The sequence below is a fragment of the Bittarella massiliensis (ex Durand et al. 2017) genome (genome assembly GCF_017566145.1).
Lineage (GTDB): Bacteria > Bacillota > Clostridia > Oscillospirales > Ruminococcaceae > Bittarella > Bittarella massiliensis_A.
Genome location: NZ_JABFCL010000001.1, coordinates 258,914 through 284,577, shown reverse-complemented (window position 1 = coordinate 284,577; position 25,664 = coordinate 258,914). Strand labels below are relative to the sequence as shown.

General features: G+C 62.6%; 27 protein-coding genes. 22 read left to right on the top strand and 5 right to left on the bottom strand.

All coding sequences use genetic code 11. The features are described 5' to 3' along the window. The first annotated feature begins 306 nt into the window (after nucleotides 1–306). Entirely contained in the window at nucleotides 307–984 is a 678-nt protein-coding gene (locus tag HJY11_RS01425; protein WP_208074292.1) for a peptidoglycan-binding domain-containing protein, read from the top strand. Between the two features lie 874 nt (nucleotides 985–1,858). On the opposite strand, the gene proC is transcribed toward HJY11_RS01425, so the two are convergent. Beyond that, the gene (proC, locus tag HJY11_RS01420) at nucleotides 1,859–2,671 is read right to left on the bottom strand and encodes a pyrroline-5-carboxylate reductase (protein ID WP_208074291.1); all 813 of its coding nucleotides are present in this window, start codon (nucleotides 2,669–2,671) and stop codon (nucleotides 1,859–1,861) included. Between the two features lie 839 nt (nucleotides 2,672–3,510). Here proC and HJY11_RS01415 point away from each other — a divergent pair. Together HJY11_RS01415 and HJY11_RS01410 are read left to right on the top strand one after the other, a co-directional pair. Then, nucleotides 3,511–4,116, top strand: coding sequence for a TetR/AcrR family transcriptional regulator (locus HJY11_RS01415; RefSeq protein WP_208074290.1), 606 nt, complete (start codon nucleotides 3,511–3,513; stop codon nucleotides 4,114–4,116). A gap of 1 nt (nucleotide 4,117) precedes the next feature. Next, nucleotides 4,118–4,873 (top strand): SDR family NAD(P)-dependent oxidoreductase, encoded by a 756-nt coding sequence (locus tag HJY11_RS01410; protein WP_208074289.1) that lies wholly within the window; start codon nucleotides 4,118–4,120, stop codon nucleotides 4,871–4,873. A 289-nt stretch (nucleotides 4,874–5,162) separates the two neighbouring features. Here HJY11_RS01410 and HJY11_RS01405 read toward each other — a convergent pair whose 3' ends face one another. Continuing rightward, nucleotides 5,163–5,879: a TVP38/TMEM64 family protein gene (locus HJY11_RS01405; protein WP_208074288.1), complete on the bottom strand. Its 717-nt coding sequence runs from the start codon at nucleotides 5,877–5,879 to the stop codon at nucleotides 5,163–5,165. Nucleotides 5,880–6,010: 131 nt separating this feature from the next. Here HJY11_RS01405 and HJY11_RS01400 point away from each other — a divergent pair, with 131 nt between their 5' ends. Beyond that, nucleotides 6,011–6,664, top strand: coding sequence for a hypothetical protein (locus HJY11_RS01400; protein ID WP_208074287.1), 654 nt, complete (start codon nucleotides 6,011–6,013; stop codon nucleotides 6,662–6,664). Nucleotides 6,665–6,705: 41 nt separating this feature from the next. Here HJY11_RS01400 and mtaB read toward each other — a convergent pair whose 3' ends face one another. After that, nucleotides 6,706–7,995 (bottom strand): tRNA (N(6)-L-threonylcarbamoyladenosine(37)-C(2))-methylthiotransferase MtaB, encoded by a 1,290-nt coding sequence (gene mtaB / locus HJY11_RS01395; RefSeq protein WP_208074286.1) that lies wholly within the window; start codon nucleotides 7,993–7,995, stop codon nucleotides 6,706–6,708. Between the two features lie 260 nt (nucleotides 7,996–8,255). Between mtaB and HJY11_RS01390 the strand changes: the two genes are divergently transcribed. The 12 genes from HJY11_RS01390 (at nucleotide 8,256) to HJY11_RS01335 (ending at nucleotide 20,057) form a co-directional block, all read left to right on the top strand. Then, on the top strand, nucleotides 8,256–8,486 hold the full coding sequence (locus HJY11_RS01390) for an HPr family phosphocarrier protein (RefSeq protein WP_021660920.1): 231 nt from the start codon (nucleotides 8,256–8,258) through the stop codon (nucleotides 8,484–8,486). A gap of 83 nt (nucleotides 8,487–8,569) precedes the next feature. Continuing rightward, nucleotides 8,570–9,787, top strand: coding sequence for a D-alanyl-D-alanine carboxypeptidase family protein (locus tag HJY11_RS01385; RefSeq protein ID WP_208074285.1), 1,218 nt, complete (start codon nucleotides 8,570–8,572; stop codon nucleotides 9,785–9,787). A gap of 100 nt (nucleotides 9,788–9,887) precedes the next feature. Continuing rightward, nucleotides 9,888–11,228 carry a glucose-6-phosphate isomerase gene (locus tag HJY11_RS01380; RefSeq protein ID WP_208074284.1) on the top strand — a complete coding sequence of 447 codons (1,341 nt, stop codon included), beginning with the start codon at nucleotides 9,888–9,890 and terminating at the stop codon, nucleotides 11,226–11,228. A 48-nt stretch (nucleotides 11,229–11,276) separates the two neighbouring features. Continuing rightward, nucleotides 11,277–11,690, top strand: coding sequence for a hypothetical protein (locus HJY11_RS01375; RefSeq protein ID WP_208074283.1), 414 nt, complete (start codon nucleotides 11,277–11,279; stop codon nucleotides 11,688–11,690). A gap of 433 nt (nucleotides 11,691–12,123) precedes the next feature. Beyond that, complete coding sequence (locus tag HJY11_RS01370; protein ID WP_208074282.1) at nucleotides 12,124–13,530, top strand: MATE family efflux transporter; 1,407 nt, start codon at nucleotides 12,124–12,126, stop codon at nucleotides 13,528–13,530. Between the two features lie 135 nt (nucleotides 13,531–13,665). After that, the gene (locus HJY11_RS01365; protein WP_279570997.1) at nucleotides 13,666–14,565 is read left to right on the top strand and encodes a diaminopimelate dehydrogenase; all 900 of its coding nucleotides are present in this window, start codon (nucleotides 13,666–13,668) and stop codon (nucleotides 14,563–14,565) included. Nucleotides 14,566–14,684: 119 nt separating this feature from the next. Further along, nucleotides 14,685–15,176, top strand: a complete 492-nt coding sequence (locus tag HJY11_RS01360) for a YceD family protein (protein WP_208074280.1) — start codon at nucleotides 14,685–14,687, stop codon at nucleotides 15,174–15,176. Nucleotides 15,177–15,215: 39 nt separating this feature from the next. Then, the gene (gene rpmF, locus HJY11_RS01355) at nucleotides 15,216–15,398 is read left to right on the top strand and encodes a 50S ribosomal protein L32 (RefSeq protein WP_021660930.1); all 183 of its coding nucleotides are present in this window, start codon (nucleotides 15,216–15,218) and stop codon (nucleotides 15,396–15,398) included. Further along, nucleotides 15,314–16,840 (top strand): DUF512 domain-containing protein, encoded by a 1,527-nt coding sequence (locus HJY11_RS01350; protein ID WP_208074279.1) that lies wholly within the window; start codon nucleotides 15,314–15,316, stop codon nucleotides 16,838–16,840. Before rpmF ends, HJY11_RS01350 begins: the two co-directional genes overlap by 85 nt. Then, nucleotides 16,837–18,156 (top strand): ribosome biogenesis GTPase Der, encoded by a 1,320-nt coding sequence (gene der, locus HJY11_RS01345; protein WP_208074278.1) that lies wholly within the window; start codon nucleotides 16,837–16,839, stop codon nucleotides 18,154–18,156. The genes HJY11_RS01350 and der overlap by 4 nt, the downstream gene beginning before the upstream one ends. Nucleotides 18,157–18,331: 175 nt before the next feature. Next, entirely contained in the window at nucleotides 18,332–18,988 is a 657-nt protein-coding gene (gene plsY, locus HJY11_RS01340) for a glycerol-3-phosphate 1-O-acyltransferase PlsY (protein WP_243764087.1), read from the top strand. Nucleotides 18,989–19,046: 58 nt separating this feature from the next. Further along, nucleotides 19,047–20,057, top strand: a complete 1,011-nt coding sequence (locus tag HJY11_RS01335; RefSeq protein WP_208074277.1) for an NAD(P)H-dependent glycerol-3-phosphate dehydrogenase — start codon at nucleotides 19,047–19,049, stop codon at nucleotides 20,055–20,057. 152 nt (nucleotides 20,058–20,209) lie between these two features. On the opposite strand, the gene rpmB is transcribed toward HJY11_RS01335, so the two are convergent. Continuing rightward, entirely contained in the window at nucleotides 20,210–20,398 is a 189-nt protein-coding gene (gene rpmB / locus HJY11_RS01330) for a 50S ribosomal protein L28 (protein WP_021660935.1), read from the bottom strand. A gap of 223 nt (nucleotides 20,399–20,621) precedes the next feature. Between rpmB and HJY11_RS01325 the strand changes: the two genes are divergently transcribed. The 5 genes from HJY11_RS01325 (at nucleotide 20,622) to ytfJ (ending at nucleotide 23,935) form a co-directional block, all read left to right on the top strand. Then, nucleotides 20,622–21,287 carry a site-2 protease family protein gene (locus HJY11_RS01325; protein ID WP_208074276.1) on the top strand — a complete coding sequence of 222 codons (666 nt, stop codon included), beginning with the start codon at nucleotides 20,622–20,624 and terminating at the stop codon, nucleotides 21,285–21,287. A 37-nt stretch (nucleotides 21,288–21,324) separates the two neighbouring features. Next, nucleotides 21,325–22,032: a segregation and condensation protein A gene (locus HJY11_RS01320; protein ID WP_208074275.1), complete on the top strand. Its 708-nt coding sequence runs from the start codon at nucleotides 21,325–21,327 to the stop codon at nucleotides 22,030–22,032. A gap of 15 nt (nucleotides 22,033–22,047) precedes the next feature. After that, nucleotides 22,048–22,614 carry an SMC-Scp complex subunit ScpB gene (gene scpB / locus HJY11_RS01315; RefSeq protein ID WP_208074274.1) on the top strand — a complete coding sequence of 189 codons (567 nt, stop codon included), beginning with the start codon at nucleotides 22,048–22,050 and terminating at the stop codon, nucleotides 22,612–22,614. Between the two features lie 203 nt (nucleotides 22,615–22,817). Further along, complete coding sequence (locus HJY11_RS01310; RefSeq protein WP_208074273.1) at nucleotides 22,818–23,474, top strand: DUF2953 domain-containing protein; 657 nt, start codon at nucleotides 22,818–22,820, stop codon at nucleotides 23,472–23,474. Beyond that, complete coding sequence (ytfJ, locus tag HJY11_RS01305) at nucleotides 23,471–23,935, top strand: GerW family sporulation protein (RefSeq protein ID WP_208074272.1); 465 nt, start codon at nucleotides 23,471–23,473, stop codon at nucleotides 23,933–23,935. Before HJY11_RS01310 ends, ytfJ begins: the two co-directional genes overlap by 4 nt. Before the next feature lie 78 nt (nucleotides 23,936–24,013). Here ytfJ and HJY11_RS01300 read toward each other — a convergent pair whose 3' ends face one another. After that, nucleotides 24,014–24,262: a hypothetical protein gene (locus HJY11_RS01300; protein WP_208074271.1), complete on the bottom strand. Its 249-nt coding sequence runs from the start codon at nucleotides 24,260–24,262 to the stop codon at nucleotides 24,014–24,016. Between the two features lie 171 nt (nucleotides 24,263–24,433). Between HJY11_RS01300 and HJY11_RS01295 the strand changes: the two genes are divergently transcribed. Further along, nucleotides 24,434–25,660 carry a D-alanyl-D-alanine carboxypeptidase family protein gene (locus tag HJY11_RS01295; RefSeq protein WP_208074270.1) on the top strand — a complete coding sequence of 409 codons (1,227 nt, stop codon included), beginning with the start codon at nucleotides 24,434–24,436 and terminating at the stop codon, nucleotides 25,658–25,660. The last annotated feature ends 4 nt before the right edge of the window (nucleotides 25,661–25,664 follow it).

Sequence of the window (25,664 nt, the reverse complement as noted above, 5' to 3'; positions counted from 1 at the left end):
CCGGCCCTCGGGTTTGGGCAAGTCGGCGCTGGCCGTCGATCTGCGATACTGGGAGTGCCGGCCCTGTCCCCACTGCAGCCAGCGGGTGCAGCTGCTGGGGCGGAGCGACTCCTCCTACAACACCGAGGTGGGGGCTTGCGAGGGGCGAGATCGCCAGCAACTAAATGGAAGCGTGGCCGGAGAGGGGGCGGCAGGATTTTTGCCTGCCGCCCCCTCTCCCTCTGCCTGCAATCACCCTTGGGGGGAGGAAACATAGACTGGTGATGAGCATCCTCCACTTCACAAAACAAGGTACAGGTGATTGATATGGCTAGAATTTTGGTATACAACGTGGGCTCCGGCCGGATGGAGACCTACAATCGGGGCGAAAACGACCCCATGCCCTACTCCTACGGGCGCACCCTGTTGGTCAAGGAGTTCCGGGGCTCCTCCCGCTCCAACACCCTTTGGACCAACACCGCTGCCATGGAGTCCTGGAACGCCACCCGCCGCTCCTGGGGGCAGGGAATCTATGTGGGCTATGCCTTCAAGCGCATCTGGGAGGGCGGCCACGGCCAGCAGAGCCAGCACTACGCCGGTGTCTCCTTTGACGTGGGGCAGAACCTGAGCAGCACCTGCCGGCGGCGGTTGCACAATCTGGCCCAGTCCCTGGGGGTCTGGGTCTATGTCGAGCCGCTGAGCATGACCCCCAGTTGGGTGCACTTTGACAAGCGCACCAACCCGCCGGCCTGCTCGGCGGGCTATCCCCTGCAGCGGGCGGGCAGCGCGGGCACCTATGTGCTGGTGTTGCAGGACGCCCTCAACGCCCTGGGCTATCAGGCGGGTTCGCTGGACGGCTACTTTGGCCAGAACACCCGCAACGCCGTGGTGAATTTTCAGCGGCGCAACGGGTTGAGCGCCGACGGCATTGTCGGCTGTGCCACCTGGCGCCGCTTGGTCAGCGAGGTGGTGGGCATCGGCCGCACCCCCGGCGTGGTGGACTAGGGCCGGCTGCCGGCAAAAAGAGAGAGGGGAAACAGGCCGTTTTCCCTCTCTCTTTGGGTGTGATAGACATTTTGGCGGCGGCGCGCCGTCCGCTGGCGAGAATGCCGAGGCGCGGCCGAAGGTGATGGGCCCAAACCGCACGCCGGACGAAGGGGACGGCCCACCGGACGAGGAGAAGATGGGCCGCGTTTGGGGGCGGCCTGTTCCGTGCAGGAGGGGAGAGCGGTGAAGTGCTCGCGCTCCCGACTGAAACCGGCGTTTTGTCTCTGCTTTCCTACCTGAAAGAGGGGGCTTGCGCCGCGGAGAACAGAGCGCCGCTCGAACTGTCACCCGGCAGGGCGCGGATGTGGCCCGCCCTCTGCACGGGAGGGAAGGCAGGCCGAGCGAGTGATCGCCGATCTTCGCCGCTTGGGGCGCTTGGTCCATCCCTTTGCGCAGGGGGGAGAATCACCGCCCCAAATAGATGGGGGAGCCCCGTCCTTTCAATTGCGCTCCATTCGGCCCCGCGCGGGAGAGGCGACCCGGGGAGCGTGTTGCCGGCCAGCGCCGGGGAAAATGGTTTCAGCCCCCGTCCCTGTACGGGAGGAGATTTAAAAAGGGGAATACCTGGCCGGGAGACCTAAAATTTCAACCCGCTCCCCCGCACAGGAGGAGACAGCAAACATCCCCAAAAGGAGACCGCCTACCCGCCCTTGTCACACCATTTTCCCAAACGCCCTGTCAACCGCTCCTCCTCCGCGCGCCTTCTATCCCCGTTTTCAGACCGCTGGGGGTGCTTTTTTGGTGCGAAGGCCCCTGGAAATCGCCGCTTACCCGCCCTTTGCATCCGGTGTTTGGGGGGGAGCTCTGCGGTTGGCGGGCGTGGAGGCAGAGGTCAGCCGTTGGCCTGCCCCAATTCGTGGGCGCGCTCGATGCAGCGCTGAATCCCGTAGGCCACCGCCGCGTCCAGCCCCTTGGCCTGAAACCCCTCGATGCCGGCGATGGTGGTGCCCCCCTTGGAGCAGACCTTGGCGATGAGGTCGTCGATGTCCTCGCCGCTCTCCAGCATCATCCGCGCCGCGCCGATCAGGGTCTGGCAGAACATCTCCTTGACCATCTCCCGCTCCAGCCCGTACTGGCTGATCTGGTCGCAAAAGAGTTTGGCGTAGTAGTAGATGAAGGCGGGGGAGCTGGAGTTGGCCGGAATCACCTCGCTGAGCTTGTCGGCCGGCAGCTCCCACACCTTGCCGCTGGCGGCGAAAATCTGTTTGACAAATTCCAGCTGCTCGGCGGGGGTGCCCTCCTCCCGCCCCACGGCGGTGGCCCCCTCGGCGATCAGCAGGGGGGTGTTGGGCATCACCGGGATCACCACCAGCTCGGGCCGCCCCAGCGCCCGGCGGATGAAGTCGGCGGAGATGCCTGCCGCGATCGAGATGACCGTCGTCCCCTCCCGCAGAGCGGGGGCCGCTTCGGCCAGCACGTCGGCCATCTGCTGGGGCTTGACCGAGAGCACCAGGTAGTCGGCAAAGGCCACCAGCTCCCGGCAGTCGGCAAAGGCGCGGTGGCCCATGGCGGCAAAGTGCTCCAGCCGCTGTACGCTGATGTCGGTGACCCCGATCTGTTGCGGGGGCAGAAATTCGGTGCGGTCAATCCCCTTGACAATGGCCTCGGCCATGTTGCCGGCGCCGATCAATCCGATGGTTTTCATCACGCATTCTCCCTTTCTCTGTGGGCGGCCGGGGGACAGGGCCCGCAGCCGCAAAATCTCTGTTCAAATGATACACGGATTTGGGGCGCAATACAAGGGCGGCGACTGCCCCGGGACGATTTTGCTGGACAGAAAAGCGGTCAGAAGCGGCGACCCTCGGCAGGCCGCCGCTTCTGACCGGTAAGAAATAGAAGGAATGAAACACAAAGGCCGGTTGACACGTTGCACCCAGGCGTGTGTGGGAACGCCTGTCCAGAGCCGCCGTGCAATCGCCCCTCCCGCCGACAGAGCACCGGGGGGAGGAAAGACTAGAAGTTAGCTTTAACTAACTTCGTGCTTTCAATATAGCATCTGCGGGAGGGAATGTCAAGGCGGACGAGAAAAAAATGGGCGTTTTTTTGCCGAGCGCCGCCTTCTGCTGGGCAGGCCCTTTTTCCCCTTTGGAGGGCGGTGAAGAGGGATTTTGACACCGGTGGGGAAGCGGTGGCAGGGGAGGGGTGGAACAGGCGTGGGACAGAGGCGGCCTTGTGCCCTCCCCTGTGTCCGCCCATCCTCTCCGCCCCTTTTATCGCCCTTTCTCCCTGCGCTCTGTGGGCCCGTCTCTCCTTTTGCCCCTGTCTGCCTGTCTTTTCTTTCTGCTTCTGTTGCCGTCGCTCCCTGCACATTCTGTCTGCCTTTCTCTCCGCCTTCGTCTGTCTGCTTTTTCCTCTCTGATTCTGTCGCTCACCATTCCCTATGTGCCCTCTGCCCGCCCTTTCGACGAGAAAAAGAGGGGAGGGCTTGACAGTCGAACGATCGTTTGATAAACTGAATTGAACGATCGTTTGAGGAGGGGTTTTATGGAGCGGGAAAAGACGGGGGAGCGCATCCTGCAGGCCGCGCTGGAGCAGTTTGCCCAGCGGGGGTATCTGGCTGTGTCCATCCGCGACATCTGCGGGGCGGTGGGGATCAAGGAGGGCACCGTCTACTACCACTTCGCCGACAAGCGGGCCATCCTGCAGGCGATCCTCGCCCGGTTTGAGGAGCGGGGCGATCAGCTGACCGAGACCCTCTTTGCCGCCCTGGGGGCGGGGGTCGCCGCCCCCGTGTCGATGGAGGGGGTCTCCCGCCGCTTCTTTGAGGGGTACTTGATGGACCCCTTTTGCAACCGGGTGCTGCGGCTGCTGGCCATCGAGCAGCACCACGACGGCGAATTGCGCCGCCTCTACCGGGAGTGGCTCTTCGATCGCCCCCTGCGCATCCAGGAGGCGGCCTTTGCCCAGCTGCAGCGGCTGGGGCTGCTGGTGGGGGAACCGGCGGCTGACCTGGCGGTGCGCTACTACGCCCCCATCTTTTTTTACACCCAGCGCTACCTCCTCTCGGGGGAGCTGACCGAGGGGAAAAAGGCCGCCTTCGCCGCGGCGGTGGGGCGGCAATTGGCCGCCATGGAAAGGGGATTTTGCTGAAATGGGCAACTACATCGTGACCGGGGGCAACCGGGGCATCGGCTACTATCTGACCGAGGGGCTGTTGGAAGGGGGACACGCCGTGGCGGTGCTCGACCGGGAGCTGGACGGCCTCGCCCCCCTGGCGGCCCGCTTTCCCGGCCGGCTGTACCCCCTTTCCTGCGACGTCTCCCGGGAAGGGGAGGTGGCGCGGGCGGTGGACGAGGCGGCCCGGCTGCTGGGCGGGCTGGACGGGGCGGTGCACAACGCCTGCCTCTGCACCTTCGCCCCCGCGGGGGAGACCGGCGAGGAGACCTATCGGGCGGTTCTCTCGGTCAACTACTTTGGCGCCCTCCACCTGGCCAAAAGCGCCCTGCCCCACCTGGAAAAGACAGGGGGGAACCTGTATTTCACCAGTTCGGGGGTGGGGGTCACCGGCTTTGGGGGAATCGCGCCCTATGCCTCCTCCAAGGGGGCCATCGAGGCGCTGGCCAAGTGCCTGCGCCTCGAATTGGCGGGGCGGGGTGTGGGGGTGCACCTGCTCCACCCGCCCCTGACCGACACCCGTTCCGCCGCCCCCCTGCCGGTGCCCAAGGCCTTTTTCGCCGCCCCCGAGGCAGTGGGGAAGGGGCTGGCCCGGCGGCTGGGAAAGCGGAGTTTTGTCATCTGCCACTCCCCGGCGCAGCAGTTTCAGGTGCGGCTGTGCTACCTCTTCCCCCTGCAGATGGGGGCGATGATGGACCGAATGCTCCGCCGCGCCGCAGAGCAGGGGGAGTGAGACGCCCTTTTACGGGAAATAAAAAATAGCCGCATGGCGAGAAAAGCAGAGCGAACAGCGAAATCAAAGGCTGTTTTTTTGCGCATCCGGTTCGGTTGCCCCGCAAGGGGCGAAAACCGGGCGCATCGAAATTGTTGATTGCGTGAGCAGTAAACAATAGCCGCCGCGCGGCTATGATTGGACCGGATGCCCGCCCCCGGGCCGCGGCCATGGAGATCCATTCTCAATTGCGCAGCAAGCAAAAGGAGCGCCCGGCGGACAGGTTCCGCCGGGCGCTCTTTTTGCTGTTTTAAGACTGTTTTTCCCGCTTGGCGTTGTAGCGCTTGACAATCTGGTTGTAGATGAAGATGCCCACGAGGGAGAGCACCCCCGCCACCGCAAAGGCGATGATGGAGTTGCCCGCCTGTCCCTTGATGAGGAGGGAGCCCGCCAGGGTCGAGGTGACGATGGAGGGGATGCGGGCGATGGAGGAGATGATGAAGAAGCGCAGCGGGCGGATGGGGGTCAGCCCGGCCACATAGGTGAGGATGTCCTTGGGGGTGCCGGGGATGAAGAAGAGGAGGAAGGTCAGCTTTTCAAAGCTGGTTTTGTCGTTTAAAAACTTTAGCTTGTGCAGCTTCTCCTCGGAGAAGAAGTTGTGCACGAAATCCCGCCCCAGCCACTTGACCAAAAAGAACACCAGTATGGAGCCCACAAAGCAGCCCAGCATACACATCAGCAGCCCGGGGACGGTGCCGTACATCATCCCCGCCAGCACTTCGATGGGCTCGCCGGGGATGAAGGCCACCACGATCTGCAGCATCTGGATGGCCAGGAAGACAAAGACTCCGGCTGGGCCGAAGCCGTCAATGTACTCGCGGATGAGTTCGCTGGCGTCGGGTTTGCCCAGCATTCCCAGCACCGGGGCGAAGGCCCAGAGGGCCAGCCCGCAGAGGGTCAGCACCAGCAGCACCGCGGCGATCTTGAAGTGGCGGGAATTCACCTTGTTTTTGGTCGTCTCTTTCATACCGATCCTTCTTTAAATGGAATTTGTGGGGCGGCCAGCCAGCCTTCGCCAGCTAAGCCAAAAAGTTGAGGGGGTTTTGCCCAGCCCCGGGGGGACAATACTACCGTCGCACCCGGCGGGAGGTGTCCCAAATGAAAAAATGGTTTGCAATTTGCGCCGTGGCGGCGCTGGCGTTGGCCTTCATCGTCCCCCGGACCGCCCGGGCGGAGTATTTCGCCCCCGGCCAGGAGGACCGATTGGAGGACTACAACCTCACCTACAAGACCACCACCGTCTCGGTGGAGGAGGAAGTGGGGGAGGAGACCGCCCGCAAGGTCAACAGCGAACTCCAACACGCGGCCTTTGACAACCTGGCGTCGGTCAACGCCCAGGCCAACACCCTGGCCTACACCGATCAGCGGGCCGAAGGCAGCTACACCCAAGAGATCACCCGGCAGACCCCGGCATTTGTCAGCGTGCGCTGTGCGCGCAGCTTCTCGGTAGAGGGGCAGCCCGTTTACAGCGACGCGACGGGGGCTGTGTACAGCCTCACCACAGGCGAGCGCCTGGCCCTTGGCGACTTGTTTACCGATTCAAGTGACTATCTGAGCATAGTGAAAAATGAAATGGAACGGCAACTCGACCACCCGGCCGGATGGGAGGACGACCAACCCTTCTACCTCACCGATACCCGGCTCGTCGTCCTCTGCAAAACGGGGGAACAGGAATCCATGCAGCGGCAGGAGCACGAGGTGAGCATCTCCCTCGAGCGCCTGCAGGGGCTGCTGAAAGAAGAATACCGATAGGTGCGACGGTGGACAGCCTGGGGGCTGTCCACTTTTTTGCCCTAAACCGCGCAGCCCAGGCAGTGCTCCTCGCTGCAGCAGTCCAGCCGGCAGGAGACGATCTGGCCGGTGGCCAGCCCCTCGCCCTTGATGCGCACCGGGGTGTAGTTTTTGGTGTAGCCCTCAAAGGAGCCGTCCTCCCGCTGCCGCTCCAGCAGCACCTCTTCGGTGCGGCCCACCTGTTCCTTTAAAAAGGCGGTTTTGCAGCGCTCGGCCTCGGCGGCCAGGCGGCGGTTTCGCTCCTCCTTCACCCGGGTGGGCAGTTGGCCGGGCAGCGCGGCCGCCCGGGTGCCCTCCCTTCGGGAGTAGGGGAAACAGTGCACCCGGGCAAAGCCCACCTCCCTGACAAAGGCCAACGACTGCAAAAAGTGCTCCTCGCTCTCGCCGGGGAATCCGACGATGATGTCGGTGGTGATGGAGGGGTTTTCAAAGTGGTTGCGGATGAAGCGGACGATCTCCAGGTACTCCCCGGTGGTGTAATGGCGGTTCATCTGCCGCAGGATGGCGTCGCACCCGCTCTGGAGGGAGAGGTGAAACTGGGGGCAGAACTTGGGCTGGGCGGCCAGGCGCATCATGTCCTCGTCGGTGAGCAGCTCCGGCTCGAGGGAGCCCAGCCGCACCCGCTCGATGCCCGCCACCGAACAGGCGCACTCGGCGGCGTCGATGAGCCGCAGCCCCAGGTCCTTGCCGTAGCAGGGGAGGTTGATGCCCACCAGCACCACCTCCCTGTACCCGTTTTGGGCCAGCACCGACAGCTCCCGGCGGATGGCCTCCAGCGGCTTGGAGCGCACCCGCCCCCGGGCGGTGGGGATGATGCAGTAGGAGCAGTAGTGGTCGCACCCGTCCTGAATTTTGACAAAGGCGCGGGTGTGCTCGCCAAAGTCCTGCACCTGCATCTCCTCAAAACTCTCGTCGGGGGTGTGCTCGGCGATCTCGACGATGCGGCTCTTTTCACTGATGGCCCGCAGGGTCAATTCGACGATTTGGTTTTTGTTTCCCGCGCCGGTGACCACGTCGATGCCGGGCAGGGCCTTGGCCTTTTCGGGGAAGGCCTGGGGGAAACAGCCGGTGAGCACCACCACCGCGTCGGGGTTTTCCCGGCGGAAGCGGGCCAGCCGGTTGCGGGTCTTCTTGTCGCCGGTGGCCGTCACTGTGCAGGAGTTGACCACAAACACATCGGCCTTTTCCTCTGGCCCGGCCAGCTCGAAGCCGGCCTTTTGAAACTGGGCGGCTATGGCCTGGGTCTCGTACTGGTTGACCTTGCAGCCCAGGGTGTAAAAGGAAACTCTCATCTCTCTACCAACTTTCCCTTGTCATTAGTGTAACCGCTCTTTTGGTCAAAACAGCGAGCGGATTTCTTACATTTTTCTTGCAGCCGGCCCCGGTCAAACAGTGTTGCAGAGGGGCGAAAAGAGGGGACGGCTTTTGCAAACTGCCCAAAAAACAGTTCCTATTATTATACATAAAAATGCGGCTGAAAACAACAAAGCCGGTTGCGAAAAGGAGGGGGGTAGTATATAATGATTGAAAGAAGTAAGGAGGCAGCGAGACGATGACACAAGTGAAGGTGTTTTTCAAAAGGGCTGACGACATCAAGAGCTTTATCCACAGCCTGTCCAAATACGACGCGACCGCCACCATTGGAGAGCCTGAAAACCGGGTGAACGCCAAGTCCATCATCGGCATTTTCAGCCAGGACCTCTCCAAGCCCCTACTGCTGACCATCGACTGCGACCACTGCCCGGAGGTCCTAGACGACATCCGTCAATTCATTGTGGAATAAAATCGCCTTGCGGCGATTTTTTCTGTTTATAAGCGACTTTTTCACCCCCTCGCCTCATATCCATTGGCAAGAGGTGATCGGGAATGAAGAAATTGGCAGCCGCCCTGGTGTCGGCGGCGCTGCTGTTGAGCGCGTCGTCGGCCTTTGCATACGAAGATGTGACCACCACCGACTTTGACCTGCTGGGGGAGGGGGGCGAGCAGCCCGTGGTCGCCGCCTCTCCCGCGCCGGAAGGGGCCATTGGCATCAACGCCAAGTCCGCCATTTTGCTGGAGCAGAGCACCGGGCAGGTGCTCTACGAGCAGTCCGCCGACGAGCCAATGCCCCCGGCTTCCATCACCAAGATAATGACCCTGCTCTTGGTGATGGAGGCCATCGACGCCGGCAAGTTCGGCTACGACGACATGGTCAGCGCCAGCGACTACGCCTGCAAGATGGGGGGCAGCCAGATCTGGCTGGAACCCGGCGAGCAGATGAGCGTGAACGACCTGATCAAGGCCACCGCCATCTCCTCGGCCAACGACGCGGCCGCCGCCCTGGGCGAATACGTGGCCGGCTCCCCCGAGGCCTTTGTGGCCCTGATGAACCAGCGGGCCCAGGAACTGGGGATGCAAAACACCCATTTTGAAAACCCCAACGGCCTCGACGCGGCGGGCCACGTCTCCACCGCCCGGGACATTGCCATCATGAGCTGCGAGCTCCTCAAACACCCGGACATCAAGAAGTACAGCACCGTTTGGATGGACTCCCTGCGGGGCGGGGCGACCCAGCTGGTCAACACCAACAAGCTGGTGCGCTTTTACGACGGCTGTGTGGGTCTCAAGACCGGCACCACCGACGGAGCGGGCAGCTGTCTCTCGGCCGCGGCTGAGCGGGGCGGCCTCTCCCTGGTGGCGGTGGTGATGGGTTGCCCCACCTCCAACGACCGCTTCAACGGCGCCAAGGCGCTGCTGGACTACGGATTTGCCAACTACGAGATGGCTGCCCTGCAGCTGCCCGAGACCGCCCCCACCACCTTACAGGTCAAGGGCGGGGTCACCGGCGAGGTGCCCCTGCGCTACGGCAGCGACGGCACCTTTTTGGTGAAAAAGGGCAGCGGGGCCAAGATCGTGCAGGCGGTGCAGATCGCCGAGGAGGTCACCGCCCCGGTGGAAGAGGGGCAAAAATTGGGGATTGTGGAACTCTCGCTGGACGGCGAAAAGATCGGCGAATACCCGGTGACCGCCGGCGCTTCGGTGGCCAAGATGGACTTTTTGACAGGCTACCAAATTCTGCTGAAATACTTATTTGTGATGCGCTGATTTGGCGGTTTTTTACAAAAAATATCTTTTGCACCCAAGCATACTTGACAGTATTGCTTAGATATATTACAATCGAATCAACCAATAAGGGGGAAGTAAAATGGCTGTGAAATGCAACACCAAATACCTGGCAAACTTTATCCGCCCGGAGGAGTACGCGGGGATGCAGCACCTGGTCTGCGCCGCCCACCAAACCCTCCACGAAAAATCCGGCCTGGGCAACGACTTCCTGGGCTGGGTCGACCTGCCCACCAACTACGACAAGGCCGAGTTCGAGCGAATCAAGGCCGCCGCCAAAAAGATTCAGCAGCAGTCCAAGGTGCTGGTGGTCATCGGCATCGGCGGCTCCTACCTGGGGGCCCGCGCCGCCATCGAGTACATAAAGAGCAACAACTACAACGCCCTGGCGAAGGACACCCCGCAAGTTTACTTTGTGGGCAACACCATTTCGCCCAGCTACTTAAACGACATCCTCGCCATCTGCGAGGGGGTCGACTTCTCGGTCAACGTCATCTCCAAGTCCGGCACCACCACCGAGCCGGCCCTGGCCTTCCGGGTCTTTAAGGAGCTGCTCGAAAAGCGCTACGGCCCTGAGGGCGCGAAGGAGCGCATCTACTCCACCACCGACAAGGCCCGCGGAACCCTCAAAGAGCTGTCTGACCGCAACGGCTACGAGACCTTCGTCATCCCCGACGACGTGGGCGGTCGCTACTCGGTGCTCACCCCGGTGGGGCTGCTCCCCATTGCCGTGGCGGGCTGCGACATCGACGCGGTGATGGCCGGCGCGAAAGAGGCGCAGGACGCCTTCACCGACCCCGATCTTGACAAAAACGACTGCTACAAGTACGCGGCGGTCCGCAACATCCTTTACAACAAGGGCTACTCGATCGAGATCATGGCCAGCTACGAGCCCTCCTACGGGCAGATGAACGAGTGGTTCAAACAGCTCTACGGCGAGAGCGAGGGCAAGGACCACAAGGCCCTCTACCCCTCCAGCGTCATCTTCTCCACCGACCTGCACTCCCTGGGCCAGTACATCCAGGACGGGCGGCGGCAGCTGTTTGAGACGGTCATCGACTTCGCCGAACCCAAGAGCGACTTCTTCATCCCCGAGGACCCCGAAAACCTGGACGGGCTGAACTTCCTCTCGGGGCAGAACATGTCCAACGTCAACAAAAAGGCCATGCAGGGCACCATCCTCGCCCACGTCAAGGGCGGTGTCCCCAACGCGGTCCTCCAGATCGACAAGATGGATGCCCACTCCTTTGGCTACCTGGTCTACTTTTTGGAGAAGGCCTGCGCCATCTCCGGCTACCTGCTGGGGGTCAACCCCTTTGACCAGCCCGGGGTGGAGAGCTATAAAAAGAACATGTTCGCCCTGCTGGGCAAACCCGGTTACGAGGACCTGCGGGAAGAACTGGTCAAAGAAATTCAGGAATAGTCCCCACCCCACTCCGGGGCGGGACCAAAATATAGGAGGTACACCACTATGATAAAACTCATTGTTGGCAGCAGAGGCTCGGGCAAGACCAAAAAACTCCTTGAGCAGATCAACGACGCAGCAAAAACTTCAGCTGGAAATGTGGTATGCTTGGACAAAACTCTGAAACTCCGGTACGATGTGGACTCCAATGTCCGCCTGGTGGACATGGACGCCTACGGCATCTGCGGTTTTGATATTTTCTACGGCTTCATTCTGGGCCTGATGGCCGGCAACTACGACATCACCCATGTCTTTGTGGACTCGATCCTCAAGGTGGGCGGCCCCGAAAAGGATTTGGAGGGGTTGGGCGCCATGTTCGATAAACTCTCTGGCGTGGCCGAGATCAAGGACGTGAACCTGGTCTTCACCGTCTCCGCCGACGAGAACATGCTTCCCGAGAACATGAAGAAGTACCTGTAACCTCCGTTTGACAAGACCCCTTTCAGAGCCCGCCCGGGCCGCGCCGAGATGCGCGCCGGGCGGGCTCTTTTTTGCTCTGGAGGAAAAGGGGGACATCTACCTCGAGAGGGGCTGGAAAGACTAGAAAAACGTGGCCGGCGACCCCGGTGGTATTTTGTCTTGTATCACTTTGCCCTAGACTGTCTCCCGTCTGCACAGCACTTCCCGCCGGGCCGCCTGAGAGATGGGGGAGGGAGGGGGACCCCGGAGAGGTGTTTTCCCCTTTTGCGGGACGAAAGACCTGCCGGCCCGCGCCAAGCGCCTGCCGGCAAAGGAGACGCTCCACGCGCCCGCCTAGGAGAGAGGGGCGGCGGTGAGGGGAGGGGGATATCCTCACCCCTTTTTGCGCCCGTTGCCCGCGCCCCCGAATCGGTGTATAATGAACAGCGTGTGAATGGAGGCGATCCCGACGAAGAGACAAAACGACTTTTCCAAGGGCAAGGTGTCCCGCAACATCCTCAACCTGGCCCTGCCCATGACCCTGGCCCAGCTCATCAACGTCCTTTACAGCGTGGTGGATCGGATGTACATCGGTCACATCCCCGAGGCGGCGACCCTGGCCCTCACCGGCCTGGGGCTGACCTTCCCCATCATTTCCATCATCACCGCCTTTGCCAACCTCTTCGGAATGGGGGGCGCGCCCCTCTGCTCCATCGCCCGGGGAAAGGGGGACGACGAGCGGGCCGAGACCATCATGGGCAACTCCTTTTGCATGATGGTGGCCACCGGGCTGGTTCTCACCGCCCTCTTTCTGGTTTTCAAGGGGCCGCTGCTGCGGCTCTTTGGGGCCAGCGGGCAGACCTTCCCCTACGCCGACGGCTACCTCACCGTCTACCTCTGCGGCAGTGTCTTTGTGATGGTGGGGTTGGGGATGAACAGCTTCATCAACTCCCAGGGCTTTGGCAAGATGGGGATGATGACCGTCCTCCTGGGAGCGGTGACCAACATCCTCCTGGACCCGCTGTTCATCTTTGTCTTTGGCATGGGGGTGCAGGGGGCGGCCCTGGCCACGGTGATCTCCCAATTCCTTTCGGCCGCCTGGGTGTTTCGCTTCCTCACCGGCAAAAAGGCCATCTACCGGCTGCAAAAAAAGACCATGAAGCCCGACTGGAAGATAGTGGGGGAGATCGTCTCCCTGGGGATGAGCTCCTTCTGCTTTGCCATCACCAACAGCCTGGTGCAGATCGTCTGCAACATCAACTTGCAGCAGTTTGGGGGCGATCTCTACGTGGGGATCATGACGGTGGCCAACTCGGTGCGCGAGGTGGTGAGCATGCCCATCAACGGGCTGACCAACGGCGCCCAACCGGTCATCGGCTACAACTACGGCGCAAGGGAGTACCGCCGGGTGCGCAGCGGCATCCGCTTTATGTCGGTGGTCTGCGTGGTCTATACCCTGGCGGCCTGGTTGGTGTTGATGCTCTTTCCCGAGCCGTTTATCCACCTCTTTAACAGCGACCCCGACCTGGTGGGCAAAGGGGCCCAGGCCCTGGGGGTCTACTTCTTCGGCTACTTCATGATGGCCTTTCAGATGGCGGGGCAGTCCACCTTTGTGGCCCTGGGCCGCTCCAAACAGGCGGTCTTTTTCTCCCTGTTGCGCAAGGCGATCATCGTGGTGCCCCTGACCATCCTGCTGCCGCGCGTCGGCGGCCTGGGGGTCATCGGGGTCTTTCTGGCCGAGCCGGTCTCCAACTTTGTGGGCGGGTCGGCCTGCTATCTGACCATGCTGGCCACCGTCTGGAAGCCGCTGCGAAGGGCCGAGGAGGCAGAAACACTCCCCGCCGAGCAGGTGGAGAGATAGGCGGCGTCTCCCCCTTCTTTCGTATTGACGCGGGGGGCAAAAATGGGGTACACTGTCTTTGCGCAATCAGCGGCGGCTGACCGGTTTTGTTCGCGGGGCCGCCGGACAAATATGGGAAAAGGGAGTGCGATGAAGATGATCAAAGCGACAATTGTCGGCTACGGCAACATCGGCCGGGCCGCCGTCGAGGCGGTGCAGGCCGCCGAGGACTTTCAGCTGGTGGGGCTGGTGCGCAGAGGGGCCAGCCGCCAGGGCCTCTCCGCCGACCTGGCCGAGGTGCCGGTGGCAGCCGACGTGAGGGAACTGCCCGAAAAGCCCCAGGTTGCCATCCTCTGCACCCCCACCCGGGCGGTGCCCCAGTGCGCCAAGGAGTACCTGGCCCAGGGGATCAACACCGTGGACAGCTACGACATCCACACCGGCATCTGGGACCTGGTGGAGGAACTGACCCCGGTGGCCCAGGCCGGCGGGGCGGCTGCGGTGGTCTCGGCCGGGTGGGACCCGGGCAGCGATTCGGTGGTGCGGGCCCTGCTGCAGGGGCTGGCCCCCAAGGGGATCACCTACACCAACTTTGGCCCTGGCATGAGCATGGGGCACACGGTGGCGGTCAAGGCCATCCCCGGGGTGGAGAACGCCCTGTCCATGACCATCCCCACCGGCACCGGTGTCCACCGGCGGATGGTCTATGTCCAGCTGAAAGAGGGGGCCGACTTCGCGGCGGTGAAGGCCGCCGTCCTGGCAGACCCCTATTTTGTGCACGACGAGACCCACGTCGCCCAGGTGGAGGACGTGAAGGCCCTCATCGACACCGGCCACGGGGTCAACCTGGTGCGCAAGGGGGTCAGCGGTGTCACCCACAACCAGAATTTTGAATTTAATATGTCGATCAACAACCCCGCCCTCACCGCCCAGGTGCTCGTCTGCGCCGCCCGGGCCGCCTGCAAGCGCGCGCCGGGGGCCTACACCATGATCGACCTGCCGGTCATCGACCTGCTGCCGGGGGACAGGGGCAGCCTGATTCGCGCCCTGGTCTAGGGCCTTAAGCGCCAAAAACCCGCAAAAATTTGAGAAAACAAGGAAAAAAGCCGCGGATTTTCGTTGACAACCCCAAGGGGAGTCTATATAATAAATCTGTGGCGGACTAAGGAGTCATTATGCTTTTAAACGTAAAGCGTCTGCTTGCGGAGGAGGGGCTTCGCCTCCCCTTCGACTACACCCTGCAAGTTCCCCAGAACGAGTTCTACGGCGACGACGAGCGGCTGGCCTCCCTTCACATTGTGGGAGAGGCGGTCAACCGCGCCCAGATTGCCGAGCTCCACTTTGCGGTGAGCGGCCGGGTGGAGACGGTGTGCGACCGCTGTCTCGACCCCATTTCCCGGGCGTTCGAGTACCGGTACACCCACACCCTTGTCAAGGAGTCGCCCAATGGTTCCGATGAAGACATCATTGTCGACGGTGATGCCGTCCATCTGGACCAGGTTGCCATCACCGACCTCCGGCTGGATTTCCCACTCAAATTTCTGTGCCAGGAGGACTGCAAGGGCCTCTGCCCCCTCTGCGGGGCGAACCTGAACCAGGGTGATTGCGGCTGCGATAGAAGGCAGATCGACCCCCGCCTGGAAGCTTTAAAAGAGCTATTGCAATAGTTTTTTTCCAGAAAGACCAATGTTAAGGAGGTGCTGAACTTGGCAGTACCAAAGAGAAAGTTGTCCAAAGCCAGAAGGGACAAACGCCGCTCCAACGTGTGGAAATTGGAGATGCCCGCGTTTTCCAAATGCCCGCAATGCGGCGAGCTGAAAGCCCCTCACAGAGTGTGCGGCAACTGCGGCTTCTACAAAGGCAAAGAGATCATCAAAAAGGAAGCGTAAGTTTCCTCAGAGATAAAGAGAGGGTGGTCCCTCTCTTTTTTTCGTGGATTGGCCCCGGCCGGCGGGGCATTCTGATAGAGAGGGGCCGCGCGTGTTGGCGGCTTGTTTGGGAAGGGCGTGAAGAGACAGAGATGGCAGTGACTGTGACCCGGGTCATCCCCGGCTCCCCGGCCGAGGAGGCGGGGTTTCAGGCGGGCGACCGCCTGCTGAAGGTGAACGGCAACGAGATCGGGGACGTGCTGGACTACCAGTTTTACTCCAGCGAGACCGAGGTGGAGTTGGAGTTTGAGAGCGGGGGAGAGTTGCAGGGCGTCATCGTCGAGAAGGACGAATACGAGGACCTGGGGCTGGAGTTCGAGACCTACTTGATGGACAAGCAGCACTCCTGCACCAACAACTGCATCTTCTGCTTTGTGGACCAGATGCCCCCGGGAATGCGGGAGACCCTCTATTTTAAAGACGACGACGAGCGGCTCTCCTTCCTCTTCGGCAACTACGTCACCCTGACCAACCTCCACCAGCGGGAGATCGACCGCATCAAGCGGATGCACATCAGCCCGGTAAACGTGTCGGTGCACACCACCAACCCCGACCTGCGCCGGGAGATGATGGGCAACCGCTTTGCGGGGGAGAAGCTTGACTATCTGCGCCAACTGGCGCAGGCGGGCATCCGCCTCAACTGCCAGATCGTCCTCTGCCCCGGCTACAACGACGGGGCGGAGCTGGATCGCACCATGGCCGACCTGGGGTCCCTCTGGCCCAGCGTGTCCAGCGTGTCGGTGGTGCCGGTGGGGCTGACCAAATACCGCCAGGGCCTCTGTCAACTTACCCCCTTTACCCCGGCGGCGGCGGGGACGGTGCTGGACCAGATCCACCGCTTCACCGACGCCTTTTTGCAGGCGCACGGCACCCGCCTCATCTACCCGGGGGACGAGTTTTTCATCCTCGCCGGGCGGCCGCTCCCCGACAGCAGTTACTACGGCGACTTCGAGCAGCTGCAAAACGGGGTGGGGATGACCGCCCTGCTGCTGGAGGAGTTTGAGAGCGAGCTGGCCCGGCTGCAAGACCCGGTGCAGACAGCCCCCTGCGATCTGGTCACCGGGGTCTGTGCGGCCGGCTACATCCGCGGGATGGTGGACGAGCTGGCCCGCCGGGTGCCTGGGCTGCAGGCGCGGGTGCACGTGGTCGAAAACGAGTATTTTGGCGGCAACGTGACGGTGGCTGGGCTGGTCACCGCCACTGACATCGAGCGGCAGGTGGGGGGAAAGCTCCTCTCCAGGCGGGTCCTGGTGCCCACCTGCATGCTCCGCCACGAGCAGGACAAATTTTTGGACGACGTGCCCAGAGAGGTGCTGGAAGAGCGCCTGGGCGCCAAACTGACCCTGGTGGAAAATGACGGATACGGCTTCATACAGGCCGTGTTGGGAGGGAATGTGCAATGAGCAAACCGGTAGTGGCGGTGGTGGGGCGGCCCAATGTGGGCAAGTCCACCCTGTTTAACAAATTGATTGGCCAGCGTCTGGCCATTGTGGAGGACACCCCCGGCGTGACCCGGGACCGCATCTTTTACGACTGCAACTGGGGCGGGCGCACCTTTCTGCTGGTGGATACCGGCGGCATTGAGCCCCACTCGGACGACGTGATCCTCTCCCACATCCGCCGGCAGGCCCAGCTGGCCATCGACAGCGCCGACGTGATCATCTTCGTGGTCTCCCTGCCCGACGGGGTCACCGCCACCGACATGGAGGTGGCGGCCATGCTCCACAAATCCCGGCGGCCGGTGGTCCTCTGCGTCAACAAGTGCGACAGCGTGGGCGGTCTCCCGGCCGAGTTTTACGAGTTTTACAACCTGGGCATCGGCGAGCCGCTGCCGGTCTCCTCGGTCCACGGCCACGGCACCGGCGACCTGTTGGACGCGGTGGTGGGCGAGCTGCCCGGCCAGGCCGGGGAGGACGAGGACGAGGACGCCATCAAGGTGGCGGTCATCGGCAAACCCAATGCGGGCAAGTCCTCCCTCATCAACAAAATTCTGGGAGAGGACCGAATGATCGTCTCCGACATCGCCGGCACCACCCGGGACGCGGTGGACTCCCGGGTGGAAAACCGCTACGGCAAGTTCGTCTTCATCGACACGGCGGGCATCCGCCGCAAGAACAAGGTGGACGACTCGGTGGAGCGCTACTCGGTGTTGCGGGCCTTTATGGCGGTGGACCGGGCCGACGTGGCGGTGATGGTCATCGACGCCACCGTGGGCTTTACCGAGCAGGATTCCAAGGTAGCCGGCTACGCCCACGAGCAGGGCAAGGCCTGCGTCATCGCTGTCAATAAGTGGGATGCGGTGGAGAAGGACACCCACACCATGCAGGCCTTTCGCAAGCAGCTGAAGGAGGACTTCTCCTTTATGCCCTACGCCCCCATGGTCTTTCTCTCCGCCCTCACCGGGCAGCGGCTGGGCCAACTCTTTGAGAAGGTGGTCAAGGCCCATCAGAACAATTCCCTGCGCATCACCACCGGGGTGCTCAACGACATCCTCGCCGCCGCCACCGCCCGGGTGCAGCCCCCCACCGATAAGGGCAAGCGGCTGAAGATCTACTACATGACCCAGGCCTCCACCAACCCGCCCCACTTCGTCTGCTTTGTCAACAACAAGGAACTCTTCCACTTCTCCTACCAGCGCTATCTGGAAAACCAGATTCGCGAGCAGTACGACCTGGAAGGCACCCCCATCCGCCTGTCGGTGCGGCAGCGGGGGGAGTAGTTTTCGGGAAAGGGAAACGCGGGGCAGAGGCAAGGAAAAAAGAATGGGCCTTCTCCCTAAAAAGGGCCGCATTTTTTCCGTCTCTGTGGTACAATGGGAAAAAAGAAGAGAGGGCTCCGGCGGGGAAGGCGGAGCTCTTTTGGGCTGTAAAAACACAGTTGAGAGGGGTTTTGAGATGACGGCGACACAGATTCTCTGGATGGCCGGGGTGGCGCTGGTTTCCTATCTGCTGGGCAGTGTCTCCTGGGCGGTCATTGTGGGCAAGGTCTTTTTGAAGGACGACGTGCGCAAGTACGGCAGCGGCAACGCGGGGATGACCAATGTCCTGCGCACCGCCGGCAAGGGCGCGGCCGCCCTGGTGGCCCTGGGGGACGTTTCCAAGGGGGCCGTCTCGGTGCTCATCGGGCGGCTGGTCTTTCAGTACGCCCTGGGGCTCGACCCCATCTACGGGGCCTACCTGGGGGGCTACTTTGCGGTGCTGGGACACATCTTCCCCCTCTACTTCCACTTCAAGGGGGGCAAGGGGGTGCTCACCTCGGCGGGGGCGGCGGTCCTCATCGACCCCATCTCGGTGGCTTTGACGGCGGTGGTCTTTGCGGCGGTGACCTTCACCAGCAAGATCGTCTCTCTGGGCTCCATCGTCATGGCCCTGTGCTACCCGGTCATCACCTACTTCGTCTCCCGCGCCCTGGGGCGCGACCCGGTCACCGTCACCATCTGCGCGGTGATTTTCGCGGCCATCATCGTCTTTATGCACCGCTCCAACATCGGGCGGCTGCTGCGGGGCGAGGAGAACCGCTTCGGCAAGAAAAAGGAGAAGGTGCAGAAATAGGGGCGACCCCCCACAGTATAGCGGGGCGGGTTTGCCCCGGGGAAAGGCGGTTGTACAGATGGCAAAGATCGTGATTTTGGGCGCCGGCGGGTTCGGCATCTCCCTGGCGGTGATGGCCCGCTCCTACGGCAACGAGGTGACCCTCTGGTCCCCCTTTCAGGAGGAGGTGGACCTGCTCACCTACGAGCGGGAGAACAAAAAGCTGCTGCCCGGGGTGGTGCTGGAACCCGACGTGGGGGTGAGCACCGACATCGCCGTGGCCGAGGGGGCCCAGCTGCTCCTCTTCGCCGTGCCCAGCCAGGCGGTGCGCTCCACCGCCCAAAAAGTCGCCCCCCACGTGCCGGCGGGGGCGGTGCTGGCCAACGTGGCCAAGGGGCTGGAAAACGGCACCCAGCTGCGGTTGACCCAGGTCATTGAGTCCGAGATCGGCGGCCACCAGGTGGTGGCCCTCTCAGGCCCCTCCCACGCCGAGGAGGTGGCCCGCGGGGTGCCCACCACCATCGTCGCCGCCTGCAAGGTCAGGGCCAACGCCGAGTACGTGCAGACGGTACTGATGAACCCCAACCTGCGCATCTACCTCAACGACGACGTGGTGGGGGTGGAGCTGGGCGGGGCGCTGAAAAACGTCATCGCCCTGGCCGCTGGCATCAGCGACGGCCTCAAGCTGGGGGACAACGCCAAGGCGGCCCTCATGACCCGCGGCCTGTCCGAGATCGCCCGATTGGGGGTGGCCATGGGCGGGCGCAGCGAGACCTTTGCCGGCCTCACCGGGGTGGGGGACCTGATCGTCACCTGCACCAGCATGCACTCGCGCAACCGCCGCTGCGGCCTCCTCATCGGCCAGGGGATGGCGGTCGCCGACGCCCTCAAGCAGATCGGGATGACCGTCGAGGGGTACACTGCCACCCTGGTGGCCCGGGAGTTGAGCCTGCAAGCCGGGGTGGAGATGCCGATTGTCGAACAGATGTTCCAGGTGCTTTACGGCGGCCTCGACTGCCGCCAGGGGATCAAAAACCTCATGAACCGGCCCCGCAAGCACGAGAGCGAGCAGGTCTGGTTCGGGGAGTAGAAAGTCGCCTTCAAAAGGGGAGCCGCCGCCGGGCAGACATGCCGGCAGCGGCCTTCTTTTTTCTTCCCATCCCGCAGACAGGCGGGGAAGGGGGGCGGGAACGACAAAAAAGGCCAAACCGAAATCGGTTTGGCCTTTGCCGTCTGCCCAGGTTAGATTGCGCGGGTCACTTTGCCGGAACGCAAGCAACGGGTGCAGGCGTTTACGCGACAAGGAGTGCCGTTGACAACCGCCTTCACGCGTTTGACATTGGGTTTCCAAGCTTTGTTGGAACGCCGGTGCGAGTGAGAGACCTTGATGCCGAAGGTCACGCCTTTGCCACAGATATCGCATTTTGCCATCTATCTGCACCTCCCTACAATAAGAACATTCTAGAAGTCAACGAATGTATTTTAACAGAATCTGCATTCAAAAGCAAGACCCAATTTCAAAAAACGCCGGGGGCCGCTATTGTTTTTTTTGTGGCAAACCGATATAATAGACAGCATCGGGCTGGGTGCGCCCTCGGGAGACGAGGCTGCGCGCCCGGCAATTTGAAAGATCGGAAAGGGGAATCCCCTCCTCATGCAACAACTTCTCGTGACGGTCATTGTCCGGGTCATCGCCCTCTTCACCGTCATCCCGGTGCACGAGTTCGGCCATGCCCTGGTCTCCTATAAACTGGGGGACCCCACGGCCAAGAACCAGGGCCGCCTCACCCTCAACCCCATCGCCCACCTGGACCCTTTGGGCAGTCTCTGCATGCTGCTCACCGGCATCGGCTGGGGCAAGACCCCCATCAACCCCTACTTTTACCGCAACCAGAAAAAGGGGTTGGCCCTCACCGCCCTGGCAGGGCCGATGGCCAACGTCCTGCTGGCCCTGGTACTCATCGCCCTGGTGAAGGTGATGAGCCTTGTCGCCCTGCTGGTGCCCGCCCTGCTGGGCTCGGCCTTCTACCTCTTCCTCATCCAGATGTTGGGACTCATCGCCCAGATCAACATCTCCATCGCCGTCATCAACCTGTTGCCGGTGCCCCCCTTTGACGGGTTTCGCATCCTGGCCTTTTTCGTGCCCGCCCACGTCACCTACAAGCTGCAGGAGTACCAGACCTACATCTCCCTGGCGGTGCTGATGCTGTTGCTGCTGGGCTTTTTGGACTGGCCCATCCAGTTCCTCGCCGGCCTGATCTACAAGGGGCTGGGCTTCCTCACCGGCTTTATCGACCTGATCGCCCGGCTCATCGTCTGACGCGACCGACTGTTTTGAGAGAGGAGGGGGACGGCAAGTGGCCGAGGTCAGCTTTACCCTGCCGCAATTTGAGGGGCCGCTGGAACTGCTCCTCCACCTGATTTCCAAGCACAAGTTAAACCTCTACGACATCAACATCGCCGAATTGGTCAACCAGTACACCGCCTATATGGAGCGGGCCGAACAGCTGGACATGGAGCTCACCGGCGACTTTTTGGAGATGGCCTCCCGCCTGGTCTACATGAAGACGGTCCTCCTCCTCCCCCGCCATGAGGAGGAGAGGGAGCAGCTCAAGGCAGAGCTGCAGGGCCAGCTCATCGAGTACCAGATCTGCCGGCAGATCGCCGGGGCGCTGCGCCAGCAGTACGACCCCCTGGCCCACTTTGTGCGCAACCAGCTGCCCGCCCCCAAAGACCTGCTCTACACCCGCCGCCACCAGCCCGAAGAGCTGCTGGCGGCCCTGGCGGCCCTGCGGGGGAAGATCCTGCGCAAGCAGGCGCCCCCCAAGTCCAGTTTTTCGGGGATCGTGGCCAAGCGGGTGGTCTCGGTCTCCTCCCGCATCGTCTTTGTGCTGCGGCGGTTGACCAAGTCGGCGGGGCTGCGGCTGCAGACCCTCTTTGGCCGCCAGTACGAAAAGACCGAGAACGTGGCCACCTTTCTGGCGGTGCTGGAACTCATCAAGGGCGGCCGCATCGCCCTGGACGACGAGAGCGGCGCCATCACCCTGAAGGGGAAGAAGAGATAGGGAGGGGAGACCCCAATGGACATCAACTACGCCAAGGGGGCGGTGGAGGCGGTTTTGTTCGCCTACGCCGAACCCCTCAGCCCCAAAAAGCTCTCCGAAATTTTGGAGATCGAGGTTTCCACCGTCAAAAACGTGTGCAAACTCATACAGGACGACTGCGAGCGGCCCGGCAGCGGGCTGGCCCTCCTCCAACTGGGAGAGGGCTTCCAACTGGCCACCAAGAAGGCCTATTCCGAAGAGGTCAAGCGCGCCCTGGACGTCAAGCGCAACACCCCCCTCTCCCAGGCGGCCTTTGAGGTTCTGGCCATCATCGCCTACAACCAGCCGGTGACCCGCTCCTTCATCGAACAGGTGCGGGGGATCGACAGCTCCTCCACGGTGGTCAACCTGGTGGAGAAGGGGCTGGTGGCCGAACAGGGGCGGCTGGACCTGCCCGGCCGGCCCATGGCCTACAAGACCACCGACAACTTTTTGCGCTGTTTCGGCCTGCGCTCCCTGGAGGACCTGCCCCAGGTGGAGCAGTTTGCCGAACTGGCTGCCGAAGAGGAACCCGGGGAGCAGGAGGGACCGGCCGAGGGCTGACGCGCGAACCCCACAGGGGGCTTGCAGTTGGCCTTTCTAGCCCCTTGGGGCCGGTGGCTTTGGCGGCCTCCGAGAGCCCAATTTGGCCGGCCGCCCTCTGCGAGGAAGAAGGGGGCTGAGGGCTGGGATCGCCCGGACGAAGTGCGTATACCGGCCTTGACGGCCGCCTTCCGCGAGGAAGGGGAGAGAGGAGGGAAGATGCCATGGTGTGGGTGTGGATCGGGCGGATTCTCCTGGGCCTTCTCCTGCTGCTGGCGGTTTTGCTCCTCATCCCCTTAAAAATTCAGGTCGAGATCGGCCTGGAGGAGCAGCGGGCCACCCTCCGCTACCTCTTTTTGCGCTTTCCCGTCTACCCCTTCAAAGACGCCGAGGAGGCCGAACAGGCCGAGGAGGACGAGGTGCGGGCCGCCGAGAGAAAGGGGAAAAAGAAGGGGAAGGGCGGGAAGAAGGCCCCCCTCTCCCAGCAGTTGGGAATGGTGATGGACATCCTCCGCTCCACCCTCTCGGGGCTGCGGTTTTTGACCCGGCACATCCACCTGCGCCGCTTTGACCTGCGGCTGCGGGTGGGGGACGACGAGCCCCACGAGACGGCCGTCCTCTACGGCCAGGTGGGGGGGATTGTCCACGCCTGCCTGGGACTGGTGGCCAACACCTTTGACTGCCGGTTTGACCGGGTGCAGGTGGAGCCCAACTTCTCCGAGCCGGAATTTTTTTTGGATTTGTCCTTCCAAATCGGCGCGCTACCGATTATACTATTGATAACGGCGGGAATAGTCGCCGTCAAATTGCTCCAAAATAGAAGTGTCAAGGCCCCGGACAAGCCGGGCGCAAAGGAAGATAAAGGCGGTGCAGACAAATGAGTGAACATCCCATTCAAGGCCTCATCGACACGGCGATGAACAAGATCAAGGAGATGATCGACGGAAACACCATCATCGGCGAGCCCATCCCGGTGGGGGAGGGCGGGGTCATCATCCCGGTCTCCAAGGTCTCCCTCGGCTTTGCCTCGGGGGGGAGCGACTTCCCCACCAAGACGCCCAAACAGGTCTTTGGCGGGGCCAGCGGGGCCGGCCTCTCGGTTTCCCCGGTGGGCTTTTTGGTGGTCAACGGCGACGATGTGCGGCTGCTGGAATTCACCAAGAAGTCGGACACCACCGCTGACCGGCTGGTGAACATGGTTCCCGGCGTGGTGGATCGGGTCTCGGGCATCGTCTCCAAGGCCACCGCCAAGAAAGAGGGCGTCAAGGGCGAGCCGCAGCCGGAAAAGGCCGCGCCCGACCCCGCCCCCATGGAGGGGGAACTGCACTTCCCCGAGTTTTGACCGGCGGCGCGCCCACTGATATAGTAAAAAAGGGACAGGCCTTTGGGCCTGTCCCTTTTCTGTGCAGTCCGGTTGGATCTAGCGCTCTCCCTCGCCGTTGAGGGGGTCGCGGGGGCGGTCTTCATCCCCCTCCAGCTCGGGCATCCGGTCTTTGGCCAGGGGGACGTCGGAGAGCTCGCTGTAAGACTGGACCGCAGCCCCGGTGATGGGGGGCGTGGGGGTCAGCCCGGTGGTCTCGGTGCTGGAGGCCACCCCCAGCATGTCGAAGTAGAGCGCCTCGTCGTCCTCCGGGTTGACCGGCCACTGGTTTTGGCGCGGATCGTTCACGGTTGATTCCTCCCTCCTTAAAAAGTAAACTGGCGGATTGTGGGTGCAGAGATAGTCTTCCCGCAAACCGGCCCCGAGTTGCGCCCGGCGGCAAAAATCTGAAAGGGCGGCCGGGCAGTCATGGCGGATCGGCCCTTTGCATAGGATTTTTTGAATGGGCAGGTGGTTTTTTTGAAGAGAAGAGAGACAGCGGCAAAGCCGGACAGACGGCCCCGGAAGGGGGCGAGTTGGGAGCGGGCCTGGGACCACCAGGCCGCCCGCCGGGGGGTGGCTCTGCTGCTGGCGGGGCTCCTCCTCTTCTCCTTTGGGGGGGAGGTGAGGGGGGCCAAGCGGGAACCGGCGGCCGGGGAACCGGTTCTCCCCAAGGTGGAGGCCGACGCCTACATCCTCATGAGCGCCGACACCGGCGAGGTGTTTGCCGGCAAGGACATCCACGCCCGGCTGCCCATGGCCAGCACCACCAAGATCATGACCGGGCTGCTGGCGGCTGAGAGCGGGCCGCTGGACCAGCTCTACACCGTCTCGGCCGAGGATGTGGACACCGAGGGGAGCATGCTGGGCCTCAAGGCGGGGGACCAGCTGACCCTGCGGGACCTGATGACCGGGATGCTCCTCAAATCGGGCAACGACGCGGCAGCCTGCGTGGCCTCGGTGGTGGCGGGGGACCGGTTTGTGGAGCGGATGAACGAGAAGGCCGCCCAGCTGGGGATGGCGGACACCCACTTTACAAACCCCTCGGGGCTGCCGGACGACGAGCACTACTCCAGCGCCTACGACATGGCCGTCCTGGCGCGGGCGGCCCTGCAAAACCCCGACTTTGCCGCCATCTGCGGAAGCTCTGAGGCGGCCATTGCCGTCAGCGGTACCCGCTGGCATCTGCGCAACTCCAACCGCCTTCTGCGGGAGATGGAAGGGGCGGTGGGGATGAAGACCGGCTTTACCAAAAAGGCGGGCCGCTGCCTGGTCTCGGCCGCCACCCGGGACGGGGCGACTCTCATCTGCGTCACCCTGCACTGCTACGACGACTGGCGGGTGCACAAGGACCTGATGGACTACGGCTTTGGCACCGGGGACCGGCAGTCCACCGACCCCACCTATGTGGCCACCCTGGACGTGGTCGGGGGAACCGAGGAGACGGTGACGGTGCGGGTGGAGAGCGACCTGGAAGAGCTCCTCTTAAAAGACGGCAGCTCCCTGAAAAAAACGGTCAACCTGCCCCCCTTCCTCTACGCCCCGGTGGCGGAGGGCCAGGTGGTGGGGGAGATTCTCTACGCCGCGGGGGAGGGGGACGCCCTGCGGGTGGAGATCGTGACCTCCCAGGGGGTGGCGGCCAAAGAAAGCTCCCAAAAGGGGTTTTGGCAGTGGTTGCTGGGTTTATTTGGGAAAAAGGCCCAGTGAAATT